This window comes from Dietzia timorensis, from assembly GCF_001659785.1.
Lineage (GTDB): Bacteria > Actinomycetota > Actinomycetes > Mycobacteriales > Mycobacteriaceae > Dietzia > Dietzia timorensis.
This window is the reverse complement of sequence record NZ_CP015961.1, coordinates 1,198,110-1,210,977: the sequence shown is the minus strand read 5'-3', so window position 1 is coordinate 1,210,977 and position 12,868 is coordinate 1,198,110. Positions and strand designations below refer to the sequence as shown.

10 protein-coding genes are annotated in these 12,868 nt (G+C 65.8%); 4 read left to right on the top strand and 6 right to left on the bottom strand.

The genetic code is table 11. The annotated features are described in order from the left end of the window. Window positions 1-29: 29 nt before the first annotated feature. Window positions 30-635 (top strand): isochorismatase family protein, encoded by a 606-nt coding sequence (locus BJL86_RS05550; protein ID WP_067470687.1) that lies wholly within the window; start codon window positions 30-32, stop codon window positions 633-635. A 44-nt stretch (window positions 636-679) separates the two neighbouring features. On the opposite strand, the gene BJL86_RS05545 is transcribed toward BJL86_RS05550, so the two are convergent. Then, window positions 680-2,890 carry a hypothetical protein gene (locus BJL86_RS05545; protein ID WP_075844869.1) on the bottom strand — a complete coding sequence of 737 codons (2,211 nt, stop codon included), beginning with the start codon at window positions 2,888-2,890 and terminating at the stop codon, window positions 680-682. 484 nt (window positions 2,891-3,374) lie between these two features. Between BJL86_RS05545 and BJL86_RS05540 the strand changes: the two genes are divergently transcribed. Further along, window positions 3,375-5,492 (top strand): ATP-dependent DNA helicase, encoded by a 2,118-nt coding sequence (locus tag BJL86_RS05540; protein ID WP_067478686.1) that lies wholly within the window; start codon window positions 3,375-3,377, stop codon window positions 5,490-5,492. A 9-nt stretch (window positions 5,493-5,501) separates the two neighbouring features. On the opposite strand, the gene BJL86_RS05535 is transcribed toward BJL86_RS05540, so the two are convergent. After that, the gene (locus tag BJL86_RS05535; protein WP_231887339.1) at window positions 5,502-5,858 is read right to left on the bottom strand and encodes a winged helix-turn-helix transcriptional regulator; all 357 of its coding nucleotides are present in this window, start codon (window positions 5,856-5,858) and stop codon (window positions 5,502-5,504) included. A gap of 67 nt (window positions 5,859-5,925) precedes the next feature. On the opposite strand from BJL86_RS05535, the gene BJL86_RS05530 reads away from it, so the two are divergent. Together BJL86_RS05530 and BJL86_RS05525 are read left to right on the top strand one after the other, a co-directional pair. Then, window positions 5,926-6,405: an anthrone oxygenase family protein gene (locus tag BJL86_RS05530; RefSeq protein ID WP_075844868.1), complete on the top strand. Its 480-nt coding sequence runs from the start codon at window positions 5,926-5,928 to the stop codon at window positions 6,403-6,405. Window positions 6,406-6,487: 82 nt separating this feature from the next. Continuing rightward, window positions 6,488-7,156 carry an O-methyltransferase gene (locus tag BJL86_RS05525; protein WP_067475027.1) on the top strand — a complete coding sequence of 223 codons (669 nt, stop codon included), beginning with the start codon at window positions 6,488-6,490 and terminating at the stop codon, window positions 7,154-7,156. 40 nt (window positions 7,157-7,196) lie between these two features. Here the strand turns inward: BJL86_RS05525 and BJL86_RS05520 are convergent, their stop codons facing one another. The 4 genes from BJL86_RS05520 to ctaD all read right to left on the bottom strand — a co-directional run bounded on the left by BJL86_RS05520 (window position 7,197) and on the right by ctaD (window position 12,660). Beyond that, complete coding sequence (locus BJL86_RS05520) at window positions 7,197-8,576, bottom strand: MFS transporter (RefSeq protein ID WP_067474989.1); 1,380 nt, start codon at window positions 8,574-8,576, stop codon at window positions 7,197-7,199. Window positions 8,577-8,737: 161 nt separating this feature from the next. Continuing rightward, entirely contained in the window at window positions 8,738-9,553 is an 816-nt protein-coding gene (locus BJL86_RS05515) for an aminoacyl-tRNA hydrolase (protein WP_156515322.1), read from the bottom strand. Beyond that, window positions 9,546-10,769 carry a phosphoserine phosphatase SerB gene (serB, locus tag BJL86_RS05510; protein ID WP_067474984.1) on the bottom strand — a complete coding sequence of 408 codons (1,224 nt, stop codon included), beginning with the start codon at window positions 10,767-10,769 and terminating at the stop codon, window positions 9,546-9,548. The genes BJL86_RS05515 and serB overlap by 8 nt, the downstream gene beginning before the upstream one ends. A 193-nt stretch (window positions 10,770-10,962) precedes the next feature. After that, window positions 10,963-12,660 carry an aa3-type cytochrome oxidase subunit I gene (gene ctaD, locus BJL86_RS05505; protein WP_067474981.1) on the bottom strand — a complete coding sequence of 566 codons (1,698 nt, stop codon included), beginning with the start codon at window positions 12,658-12,660 and terminating at the stop codon, window positions 10,963-10,965. Window positions 12,661-12,868: the final 208 nt, after the last annotated feature.

Here is a 12,868-nt window from a genome sequence, read left to right as displayed (position 1 = left end):
TCGCGCGCTTCCGCGCTAGGCTCGCCGGTATGAACGAGGTTTCAGGCGCAGAAGATTCACGCACTCCGTCCGACGCTCTCCTGGTTGTCGACGTCCAGAACGATTTCTGCGAAGGCGGCGCGCTCGGGGTCGCGGGCGGCACGGGGGTCGCCGAAAATGTCGCCTCGCTGTTGTCCGGCGACCACGGCTATCGCTACGTTGTCGCCACTCGCGATATGCACATCGATCCCGGCGCGCACTTTTCCGAGACGCCGGACTTCGTAGATACGTGGCCCGTGCATTGCGTACAGGGCTCGCCGGGCGCCCGGCTCCGGGAGGAATTGCGAGACGCGCGATTCGATGCGGTCTTCGCCAAGGGCGCATACGAGGCCGCGTACTCGGGTTTCGAGGGGTCGGATTCGGCGGGTACGTCGCTCGCCGAGTGGCTACGCGGCCACGACGTCAGCAGCGTGGATATTGTGGGTATCGCCACGGACCACTGCGTGCGGGCTACCGCGGAAGACGCTCTCAAAGAAGGGTTTATGACGTCGGTGTTGGCGAATTTGACCGCGGCCGTCGACCCGAAGCGTGGCAAAGGTGCATTAAAAGAGCTCGCCGCGAAACGTGCCCTGATCCGCGGCGAGCTCGGTATCTAGAGCGCCCCTCTTACGGGGCGCCCTAGAGTCTGTGGGGGTTCGGCTTAGTTCGTCGAGTTGAACACCGATCCGAATTCGGCGAGACTCGCGGCGTTGAACATCGAGCCGCCGCCGTGTGTCGACTCGCCCGAAAGCGAACCGTCTGCAACCTGGCCGAGCGATCCGGCGTCGAGCGAACCTTCGCCGGCCTCGCTGCCGCCGTCGAGCGAGCCCTTGTCGAGCGAGCCTGCGCCGAGGTCTGCGAGCGAGCCGAGCTTGTCGGCAGAGCCGCCCTCGAGGAGCGATCCGGCGCCGTGCTGGGCGAGCGAGCCGAGCTTGTCGGCGGAGCCGCCCTCGAGCGAACCGGAGTCCAGCGAGCCCGTGTCGAGGGAACCTTCGCCTCCATGCTCGCTACCACCTTCGAGCGAGCCCTTGAGCGAGCCCGTGTCGAGGGAACCTTCGCCCCCGTGCTCGCTGCCACCTTCGCTGCCGCCCTTGAGCGAGTCAGAATCCAGCGAGCCCTTGTCGAAGGAACCTTCGCCGCCCTTGAGGGAGCCGGCAATCGGTGCGAGCGAACCGAGCGCGGCCAAAGAACCGGCGTCTCCACTCGAGTCGGATTCGAGGATCGAGCCGAGGTCACCGAGCGAACCCTTGCCCAGGGAACCCTCGCCGTCCTCGCTGCCACCCTTGAGCGAACCCTTATCCAGGGAACCTTCGCCACCCTTGAGCGAACCGGCGAGCGGTGCAAGCGAACCGAATGCTGCCAGCGAACCGGCCTCTCTAGCCGAATCCGATTCGAGGATCGAGCCGAGGTCACCGAGCGAACCCTTGCCCAGGGAACCCTCGCCGTCCTCGCTGCCACCCGTGAGCGAATCAGAATCCAGCGAGCCCTTGCCCAGGGAGTCGGAGTCCAGCGACCCCTCCCCCAGGGAACCTTCGCCCCCGTGCTCGCTGCCACCCTTGAGCGAACCCTTATCCAGGGAACCTTCGCCACCCTTGAGCGAACCGGCGAGCGGTGCAAGCGAACCGAATGCTGCCAGCGAACCGGCCTCTCTAGCCGAATCCGATTCGAGGATCGAGCCGAGGTCACCGAGCGAACCCTTGCCCAGGGAACCCTCGCCGTCCTCGCTGCCACCCGTGAGCGAATCAGAATCCAGCGAGCCCTTGCCCAGGGAGTCGGAGTCCAGCGACCCCTCCCCCAGGGAACCTTCGCCCCCGTGCTCGCTGCCACCCTTGAGCGAACCCTTATCCAGGGAACCTTCGCCACCCTTGAGCGAACCGGCGAGCGGTGCAAGCGAACCGAATGCTGCCAGCGAACCGGCCTCTCTAGCCGAATCCGATTCGAGGATCGAGCCGAGGTCACCGAGCGAACCCTTGCCCAGGGAACCCTCGCCGTCCTCGCTGCCACCCGTGAGCGAATCAGAATCCAGCGAGCCCTTGCCCAGGGAGTCGGAGTCCAGCGACCCCTCCCCCAGGGAACCTTCGCCCCCGTGCTCGCTGCCACCCTTGAGCGAACCCTTATCCAGGGAACCTTCGCCACCCTTGAGCGAACCGGCGAGCGGTGCAAGCGAACCGAATGCTGCCAGCGAACCGGCCTCTCTAGCCGAATCCGATTCGAGGATCGAGCCGAGGTCACCGAGCGAACCCTTGCCCAGGGAACCCTCGCCGTCCTCGCTGCCACCCGTGAGCGAATCAGAATCCAGCGAGCCCTTGCCGTCCTTGAGCGAGCCAAGAGCAGCCAGCGAACCGGCCTCTCCGGAGGATCCGGCATCGAGGAGCGAACCGAGGTTCAGCTCACCGAGCGAGCCTTTATCGAGCGAGCCTTCGCCGATCTTGTCCAGCGAACCGAGTTTGTCCGATGAACCCCCCTCGAGCGAACCCTTATCCAGCGATCCCTCACCGATCTTGTCCAGCGAACCGAGCTTCAGGTCGACGAGGCTGCCGAGCGGAGCGAGCGAGGCGAACGGAAGAGCGAACACGGAACCGATTCCGTGCGACGATCCCTTGTCCGTGCCCTCCGATCCGGACTCGGATCCCTTGCTGCTTCCCTTGTCGCCGATCTTGCCGAGCGAAGCGCCGTCGAGGCTTCCGTGATCGATCGAGCCAAGTCCGCTGCCGCCGCACTCACACGGCTTGGGGTTTCCGTGGTGACCCGTTGCGCCGGCGGTCGGAGCGACCACCGCGCTGATCCCCAAGGCGCCGATTGCCGATGCGGCAGCTACGTTGCGCGCGGTGAACGTGCGCTGCTTGCCTTTTCTCTGGTTGACACTTGCCATCGAGAACCTCCGATTGGATTTCTTTTCGTTCGCAAAGATACCGTCGGTATCTTTCAGTGCTTAAGACTAACCATAGAAATGCAAAAGTGGAATAGAACATTCGCTGAGCCCAGCTGGATTGAGAGCGAGGAAAGCCAAAATTCGGCCGACCGAACGACACTTCGCAAATTCCGTTTCAGGCCATCTACGTGCAAAGTTGTCGCCACCCCCTGCTCGCAAGAGGGCCGGACGACCGATTTGAAACCGCCGCGCCCGGCTGACGAATTTTCCGAGCACAACTCGCATGCCCACCATCCCCGCAGCGGTTATTCACACGTTCCCCGCTGTGACCAGGCGGCAAAAGAACGGGGAAGCGGTATGTTTCGGCGGCAACGTTGGAGGTCTCCCGCTCGAGGCCATGTGAGGCACACCGAGTCTCCACGCGCCCTCACGAGAAGCGTGCGCCGTTTACGTCCCCAAGTGGCAGCCGACTACCATTGCCCGCGTGAGCCCTTCCGATCTACCCAGCGTGCCCGAGCTTCTAGACACCGCCGTGGCCGCGCTCGGCGGGACGCGGCGCGAGGGGCAGATTCGGATGGCCAAAGCCGTGGGCGACTCGATGTCCAGCGGCGAACATCTCGCCGTCCAGGCAGGCACCGGTACCGGTAAGTCCATGGCCTATCTCGTCCCGTCCATTCGGCACGCGGCGACCTCGGGGACCCCGGTCGTCGTGTCGACCGCGACCTTGGCACTACAGAACCAGCTCGTGGAACGAGACCTGCCACGACTGGCGGAGGCGCTCGAACCGGAACTCGGGACCACCCCCAGCTACGCGATCCTCAAGGGCCGCGGAAACTACCTGTGCCTCAACAGGGTCCGATCGGGTCCGGCCGATCAATCCGAAGAACTCGACCTCTTCGACTCCCCGGCGCAAGGCGCTCCCGCCGGCGGTCCGACGTCATGGCTGGGTAAGGAGATCTCGAGGCTCCACGACTGGGCGGACGAAACGGAGACCGGGGACCGCGACGAACTGGAGCGCGGCGTGTCCGATCTTGCCTGGCGCCAGGTCTCGGTCACGGCGCGAGAGTGCATGGGTTCGCTGTGCCCGGATTTCAACGACTGCTTCGCCGAGGCCGCCCGCGAGGAAGCGGCGCAGGCCGACGTCGTCGTCACCAACCACGCGCTGCTCGCGATCGACGCGATGACGGACGCGGCAATTCTTCCCGAGCACGACGTCGTGGTGATCGACGAGGCGCACGAGCTGTCCGACCGGGTCACCGGGGTGTCGACCGCCGAGCTCACCGGCGCGGCGGTGTCTGCCGCGGCGAAGCGTGCTCGCAAGTACGCGTCGGACTCCACCGTCCAACGGCTCGAGGAAACGGCCGACGGACTATCGATGGCCCTGGCCGAGGCCAAGCCCGATCGCTGGGATCACATCGACGACGACTGCGAAATGGCGATCGGCGCGGTCCGAGAGGCCGCCGCCAATGCCCGCGCCACCATCGCCGCGGCCAAGCCCGGCGAGGCCGCCAACGACCCCGAGGCGACGTCCGCCCGCCGCAAGGCGGCTGCGGCGCTCGACGAGATCGCCGAAGCGGCCGAGCGCATCCTGGCGTCATTCGACCGACCGCTCACCGAGCGCCTGGAAATCGTCTGGCTCTCGGACGAGAACCGCCGCGGGCTCGTTCTCCGCGTCGCGCCGCTGACCGTCGCCGGCCTGCTGCGCACCCGGCTGTTCGCGGAGTCCACCGTCATTCTCACCTCGGCAACCCTCACGACGGGCGGGAACTTCGCAGCGCTCGCAACCGCGTGGGGCCTGCCTAGAGCCACCGAGACCTCGGGCTCGGCCGGATCCGCGTCAAGCTCGGCCGAACTCATCCCCGCAGAGAAGTCTCTGGGGTCCGCGGACTCCGAATCAGGCGCCTCCGATGAGGTCCATCTCCGCTGGACGGGCATGGATGTCGGCTCGCCCTTCGACTACGGGACCCACGGGATCCTCTACGTCGCCAAGCACCTCCCGGGCCCCGGGCGGGACGGCGCCTCGGAGGAAACCAAGGCGGAGATGGTTTCTCTCGTCAAGGCTGCGGGTGGCCGGACGCTCGGACTGTTCTCCTCGATGCGCGGAGCAAAGGAAGCCGCCGAGGTTCTCCGCGAGCGGCTCGATACCCCGGTGTTGCTGCAGAACGAGGACTCGATGCCCAACCTCGTCCGTCGTTTCGCCGAGGATCCCGCGACCACGCTCGTGGGCACGCTCACCCTGTGGCAGGGCGTCGACGTTCCCGGTGATTCCCTGTCTCTCGTGCTCATCGACCGCATCCCGTTCCCCCGCCCCGACGATCCGCTGTTGTCCGCCAGGCAACGGGCGATCGGCTCCCACGGCGGCAACGGTTTCCTCGCGGTCGCGGGCAATCACGCGGCGCTCTTGCTCGCCCAGGGGGTCGGGCGACTCATCCGCTCGACCAACGACCGCGGCGTCGTTGCGATCCTCGATTCACGCTTGGTGACGGCGCGCTACGGAAGTTTCCTGCGTGCCTCGCTCCCCCCGTTCTGGGAAACGACGGATTCGAAGGTCGCCCACGGTGCGCTCGAACGATTGAACGCGGCGTCCACGGCCAGTTCGTAGCTTCCGCGGCTACCCGATGCGAGCCTGGTGCGCTCTCCCCCACGCGCACAGCTGCTCCACGAGCGGGCCGGCGGTCGCCCCATACTCGCTGATCTCGTAGGACACATGGAGCGGCCACGTGCCATGGTCGGTGCGGACGACGAGACCGTCGTCCACGAGCTCGGCGAGTTGGCGCAGGAGTACCGCCTCGCTCACCCCGGAAATCTCCCGGCGCAGCTCCCCCGGTCGCATCGCACCATTCTCGTGGAGCCGCCATAGGATCGACCCCTTCCAGCGCCCGGAGAGAACCCCCATCGCCGTATCCACCGGGCACTGCGGCTCCGCGAGTCCCCGCATTTCCTGGTCGCTACTGCTGTGTTCGAACACGTCGCCGAGGGTACTGACTTACGAATAAGTACTGTTCGGACGCGCCGCGCGCATCGTTGAATGGGGCATGCCCTCTTTCGAACTCGCCTCCGCTGTCATCGCCCTGTCCGTGTTGTCCTCGCTCACTGGTGTCGAGTTCTGTGTCGCCGCGTTCTTCCATCCGGTCGCCGCTCGCCTGCCCGAACCCGCAGCGATGGCGGCGCGCGCCCTCAGCGCCGCACGGCTTGGCGCGGCCATGCCGGCCTGGTACGCGCTCGCCGCACTCACCGCGCTCCTCGCCGCGTGGGGAGCCGTCTCCCCCGCTGCCACGTGGATGTGGTCACTTATGACGGCGGGCCTCGCACTCATCATTGCCGCCACGATTCTCGTGCTCGTGCCGATCAACTCGGCCATCGCGCGCGGCGCTCGCGAAGCCGGCGCGGCCGCCGATGCGGCCGAGGCCCGCCGCATGCGCGGCGATATCGCCCGGTGGGATCGCCTCCATCGGCTGCGTTCGCTCGCACTCGCCGCGGCGGTTGTGGTCGAAATGGTGGCCGTCCTGGTGTGAGCCTCGTTCTGCGGTGTGGCAGAAAGACTTTGGGCCGGCGAATCCCTTCCTCCGACGTCATGGGTCTGCTTGAATGAGCGCCATGAGCGAAACGAGCTGGCGAGCGGTAGACGCGTTCTTGTCCGGTCGGCTGTGCCCCGACGACGATGCCGTGCTGATGGCGCGGGAACGCGCCCGCGCGGCAGGGCTCCCCGACATCGAGGTATCCGTGTCGCAGGCTCAGCTCCTGGCGCTGCTGTGCCAGATGACCGGGGCGAAACGGATTCTCGAGTTCGGCACGCTGTTCGGGTACTCCGCTATCACCATGGCGCGCGCGATTGGCGAAGAAGCCGATATCACGACGTTCGAGATCGACGAGGTCCACGCAAAGGTGGCGCGGGAGAACTTCGAGGCCGTGGGGGTTGCCGGGCAGATCGAGCTCGTCGAGGGCGTCGCCGCGGACAATGCCCGCGCGCTCATCGACTCGGGCGCAGAGCCATTCGACCTCGTGTTCATCGACGCCGACAAGCCGAACAACCCGATCTACGTCGAGGCTGCGATCGAACTCGCGCATCCCGGCACGCTCATCGTCGTGGACAATATCGTGCGCGACGGCGCCGTGATCGACCCCGATCCTGCCGACGAGAAGGCCGTGGGCGCGCGAGCGGCGGTGGACCTCATCGCCGAGCATCCGCGCCTCGAGGCGACCGGTATCCAGACGGTCGGGACAAAAGGATGGGACGGATTCCTCCTCGCCCGAGTGTCCTCGTAGGCGGGAAAGAATCCGTCCCCGGTGGCGAGCGCTGCGGCTGCTAGATTTCGGTCATCTCCCGGTCGCGGGTCTCGCGCATGATGATGAGCGAGATCAACGTGAGCGCGCCGAGGAACGCCAGGTAGAACCCGACCGGTGTGGGCGAATGAAATTCCGACACAAGCCACGTCGCAACGAACGGGGTGATCGCTGCGCCAAGGATCGAGGCGACGTTGTAGGAAATGCCCGAACCCGTGTAGCGCACGTTGGTGGCGAACATCTCCGGCAGGACCGCCGACATCGGTCCGAAGGTGAGCCCCATGAAGAACATGCCGATGCCGAGGAAGATGCCGACTTGCAATTCGGTGGTGCCTTCGCCGAGGAAGAACTCGAAGCTCAGCCCGTAGACGATGATGAGCACGGTCGCCGCGATGAGCATGGGGCGGCGGCCGACCTTGTCCGCGATCCAGCCCGACAGCGGCACGCCCGCGACGAAGAACCAGATGGTGATGACCTGGAGGATGAGGAAGTCGAGGTACGGGATTCCCAGTCCGCCGTTCTCCGGCTTCGCAATGCCATAGGACAACACCCACGCGGTGACGAGGTAGAACAAGCCGTAGGTCGCGAGCATGACGAATGTGCCGAGGATCAGCGTGCGCCAGGCGCTCGTGAACACCTCGCCGAGCGGGACGCGCACCTTCTTGCCCTCATTGAGAGCCTTCTGGAACACGGGCGTCTCGTTGAGCTTGAAACGGACGTAGAGACCGATGGCGAGCATGACGATCGAAAGCAGGAACGGCACACGCCACGCCCAGTCGATGAAGCTGCCCTCGGATTCGGTGATGTCGTGGCCGGTCAGGAGCACGAGGACCAGGAACAGCCCGTTGGCGAGGATGAACCCGAAGGGAGCACCGAGCTGCGGCCACATCGCCGCCCACGCACGTTTGCCCGGCTGGGCGTTCTCGGTCGCGAGCAGCGCGGCGCCGGACCATTCGCCACCGAGGCCGAGCCCCTGGCAGAAGCGGAAGATCGCGAGCAGAGCGGGCGCGGCGACGCCGATCTGCGCGTACGTCGGCAACAGGCCGATGAGGAACGTGGCGATACCCATGGTGAGAAGGGAGCCGACGAGCGTGGCCTTGCGGCCGATGCGGTCGCCGAAGTGCCCGAAGATGATCGAGCCGAGAGGGCGCGCGACGAATGCGAGCCCGAACGTCGCGAACGAGCTGAGAAGCGCGACGGTATCGCTTTCGCCCTTGGGGAAGAACAGGTACGGGAACACCGCGACGGTCGCGGTGGCGTACGCGTAGAAGTCGTAGAACTCGATCGTGGTGCCGATCGTCGACGCGACGACAACTCGACGACGCTGAACCTTCGGCGGGATCGAATCCGGTCCGGAATCGGCGCCGGAGATGGATGCTACGTCCGTAGAGACCTCGGCCATGCGCGGCTCCCCTTTCTTCTTTTGGGTCCATCTCTGGACGAAAGGGTCCGCGGCGAAGGCGCAACCGGGAGGAAGGTCGTCCGTTGAGAGGGTCGGGAATTGTTACCTGGAGCACTTTACGCCCACGGATTCGGTAAGTGGAAATAAACCCGAATCTTTTTCTAGACGCCTTTCGCGGTCTCCGGATCCACACCGATCACGGTGAGCGACCCGGGCGCGACCTCCGTATACCCGGCGTCGCGAACGCCCGCGTACCCCGGCCTCCCCGCGTCGACGGCGGCCTTCGCCCCGGCCCAATCCTCGCGATCTGCGCGGCGTGCATCGATCGGCATCCCGTCGTCTATCCACCGGGACACGCGCTCCTCGTCGAGCGCGGCGAGCAGGAGCATGATCGCATGCCCCGCTTGCGCAGCGGCCTTGCCCGCGCTCATCTCCAGCTCGCCGTCAACCAGCAGTATGACGGCGGACGGTACATCCGCCCGGCCCTGCGGGGTATCCGTCGGCGCATCGGTGCCGCCGACCTGGAGCCGCTGGATCAGCGGATCCACGGCGTCGAGGGGACCGGGGACGAACACGCGTGCCGCAGCCTCGCCCTCCCGCGCCTCGACGCCGGCAAGGGTTTCGGTCGCGGTCCAGTGGCTACCGCGGGCGCGGCGGGCTACCTTGCGCATTTGAGAGCCGACCCACGCCGTGTACGCCTCGTTCCACTCCCCGCCGGGTGCGACCCGAGCGTCGAGGCAGAAGCGGGCCACCGCGCGGGCGGCGGCCGCGAGGATCAGCGAGCGGCCGGGGCGGTCGTCGAAAACCTTGGGCAGTTCGAGCGCGATCTGCATTGCGCGGGGACGCTCGGGCGGCGCGAACCGTGGCGGCCCGCCTGCGACCTCGCGCAATTTAGCCAGGCACCACCCGCGTTGTTCCCCTCGCGCAGGCAGCCACTGCATCGGGCCGGTCGCCCCGGCCCCTGCGTCCTCACTCAAGAGGCACACGCCGGAACGTATTCGCCGCGCGATCGGCAGCCTCGATTTCGTCGCGCGTGATCCCCATGAGGAAAAGTGCCGCGTCGAGGAACGGCTTGGACAGCGAGGCGTCTGCGACCTCGCGCAGAGCCGGCTTCGCACAGAACGCGATGCCGAGGCCGGCGGCCGAGAGCATGTCGATATCGTTCGCCCCGTCGCCCACTGCCACGGTCTGGGTGAGAGAAATCCCGAGGTGGTCCGCGCAGCGGCGCAGGTATTCGGCTTTGGCCTGGCGGTCGACGACCTCGCCGACCACGCGACCGGTCAGCACGCCGTCCTCGATCTCCAGGGTGTTCGCCTTGTAGAAGTCGAGACCGAGATCGGCGGCCAGAGACTCGATAACCTGGGTGAACCCGCCGGAAACCACCCCGCATCGAATGCCGAGGCGCTTGAGGGTCCTGATGGTCGTGCGCGCACCGGGCGTCAGGGTGATCTCCGCGGCCACGTCGTCGATGACGGTGGCAGGCAGGCCCTGGAGCGCCCGAACTCGCTCGTGGAGAGACTCGGCAAAGTCGAGTTCCCCGCGCATCGCTCGCTCGGTGACGGCGGCGACCTCGGCCTCCCGGCCTGCCCTCGCAGCGAGCATCTCGATCACCTCGCCCTGCACGAGCGTCGAGTCGACGTCGAACATCACCAATCGCTTGGCGCGGCGCGCGAGCCCTGCCCGCTCCACCGACAGGTCGACGCCCAGACGGTCCGACAGCGGAGCCAGCGCCATGCGCAGTTGCTCGTCACTCGACCGGCTTCGGTCCGAGGTCGACACCTCGAGCTCGAGGCCCGTAACCGGGTAGTCGGCGATCCGCTTGATAGCGTCGATATTCACATCGATTGCGGCGAGCGCCGACGCCACCCCGCCGAGTGCGACGGCGGACACCGGCTGACCGAGAAGCGTGACGACGTGCGTGCTGGGCCCGGTGTGGGGATCCGGGGAATCGAGATGGATCGACGCTTCCTCCCCGAGATCCTCGGCCACTTCTGCGACCTCGCGCCTCATCTCGTCCGCCTCGCCGTTCGCGTCGACGAATAGCCCGAGGGTGAGATGCCCGTTGACCACGACCTGCTCGACATCGAGGAGATCGGCTCCGTGCGAGGACAGGACGGACACCACCGATGAGGTGACGCCAGGATGGTCGGGGCCGGAAATCGTGATCAGCAGCGTCGATTTCGTGGTGCTCACGGCACCTACCTTTCGGGAGGGTGGATATGTGTGTCTGAAAGTTCGGGGCGCACCCGGTCGAGCCCGCGCGACCCCTACCAGCCTAGCCGCCGTCGGATTTCGCCGATGAGGCCGTGAAACGAAAGTGGCGCATGCCCCAATTCCGGGACATGCGCCACTTGTCGTCACATTCTGTTCACGAAGGTGCGGCGAGCTAGTGCCTGCCCCCCACGTGAGCTTCGGCGCGGTTGCGCTCGATCATGTGCGGGTAGTGCAGTTCGAACGCCGGGCGCTCCGAGCGGATGCGCGGCAGCTTGACGAAGTTGTGGCGCGGCGGCGGGCAGCTCGTGGCCCACTCGAGCGAGTTACCCGCACCCCACGGATCGTCGGTGGTGACGATCTCGCCGTAGCGCCAGCTGTGGATGATGTTCCAGATGAACGGCAGGAACGAGATACCCAGGATGAAGGCGCCGATCGTGGAGATCATGTTGAGCACCGTGAAGTTATCGGTGGCCAGGTAGTCCGCGTAGCGGCGGGCCATGCCCTGGTTACCGAGCCAGTGCTGCACGAGGAAGGTGCCGTGGAAACCGATGAACATCAGCCAGAAGTGCCACTTGGCCAGGGTCTCGGAGTACATGCGGCCCGTCATCTTCGGGAACCAGAAGTACACGCCGGCCATCGTCGCGAACACGATCGTGCCGAAGAGCACGTAGTGGAAGTGCGCGACGATGAAGTACGAGTCCGAGATGTGGAAGTCGATCGGCGCGGACGCCATCATGACACCGGTGAGTCCACCGAAGAGGAACGAGGTGATGAAGCCGCAGGCGAAGATCATCGGAGCCTCGAAGGTGATCTTGCCCTTCCACATCGTGAGGATCCAGTTGAAGAACTTCACGCCCGTCGGGACGGCGATGAGGAACGTCATGAACGAGAAGAACGGCAGCAGCACGGCTCCGGTCACGAACATGTGGTGCGCCCACACGGCCATAGACAGGGCTGCGATGGAGAGCGTCGCGAAGATCAGGCCCGCGTAGCCGAACATCGGCTTGCGCGAGAATACCGGGAAGATCTCGGAGACGATTCCGAAGAACGGCAGGGCGAGAATGTAGACCTCGGGGTGCCCGAAGAACCAGAACAGGTGCTGCCACATGATGGCGCCACCGTTCTGCGCGTCGAACAGGTGCCCGCCGAACTGGCGGTCGTAGTACACGCCGAGCGCGGCCGCGGTGAGGATCGGGAAGATGAAGAGGATCAGCACGGACGCGACGAGCACGTTCCACGTGAAGATCGGCATGCGGAAGAAGGTCATGCCCGGGGCGCGCATGCACACGATGGTGGTGACGAAGTTGACGCCACCGAGAATCGTGCCGAGGCCGGACACGCCGACACCGAGGATCCACAGGTCAGCGCCCACCTGCGGCGAATGGACGGCATCGCCGAGCGGCATGTACATCGTCCAGCCGAACGCGGCGGCACCGCCCGGGGTCAGGAAGCCGACCAGGGTCAGTGAGGCGCCGAACACGAACAGCCAGAAGCCGAACGCGTTGAGGCGCGGGAACGCTACGTCGGGAGCACCGATCTGCAGCGGCATGATGTAGTTCGCGAAGCCGACGACGATCGGGGTGCCGTAGAACAGCAGCATGATCGTCCCGTGCATGGTGAACAGCTGGTTGAACTGCTCGTTCGACAGGAACTGCATGCCGGGCAGTGCGAGCTCGGCACGGATCAGCAGCGCCATGAGGCCGCCGATGAAGAAGAAGACGAAACATGCGGTGATGTACATCAGACCGAGCTGCTTGTGGTCTGTGGTCGTCAACATCTTCCAAATGAACGAGCCCTTACGACCTGTCCCGGTCGGCGTCCCAGCCGGGTGGTCCAGCTCGTGCACCGGGCGCGGTGCCACTGTGGTCATGGGGCTCCTCCTGAAAGTCTTGCCCTGGTCAAATGCTCACCGAAACGTCGAAGCCGTCCATCTTGACTGCATATTTCGAACATCACGGATGTGCTGGCAATAATCTTAGACCCCGCCACTCGGTATTGGACATCGACCCCACCCCTTTCTGTGTATTTCTTAGGCCTCCGTTTGGGAGTGTCCGTGTCGCCACCTTCCGCCCGCGTCT

Coding starts and splice junctions, on each gene's coding strand:
- BJL86_RS05550 (WP_067470687.1), top strand. CDS start 30: ATGAACGAGGTTTCAGGCGCAGAAGATTCACGCACTCCGTCCGACGCT.
- BJL86_RS05545 (WP_075844869.1), bottom strand. CDS start 2,890: ATGGCAAGTGTCAACCAGAGAAAAGGCAAGCAGCGCACGTTCACCGCG.
- BJL86_RS05530 (WP_075844868.1), top strand. CDS start 5,926: ATGCCCTCTTTCGAACTCGCCTCCGCTGTCATCGCCCTGTCCGTGTTG.
- BJL86_RS05525 (WP_067475027.1), top strand. CDS start 6,488: ATGAGCGAAACGAGCTGGCGAGCGGTAGACGCGTTCTTGTCCGGTCGG.
- BJL86_RS05520 (WP_067474989.1), bottom strand. CDS start 8,576: ATGGCCGAGGTCTCTACGGACGTAGCATCCATCTCCGGCGCCGATTCC.
- ctaD (WP_067474981.1), bottom strand. CDS start 12,660: ATGACCACAGTGGCACCGCGCCCGGTGCACGAGCTGGACCACCCGGCT.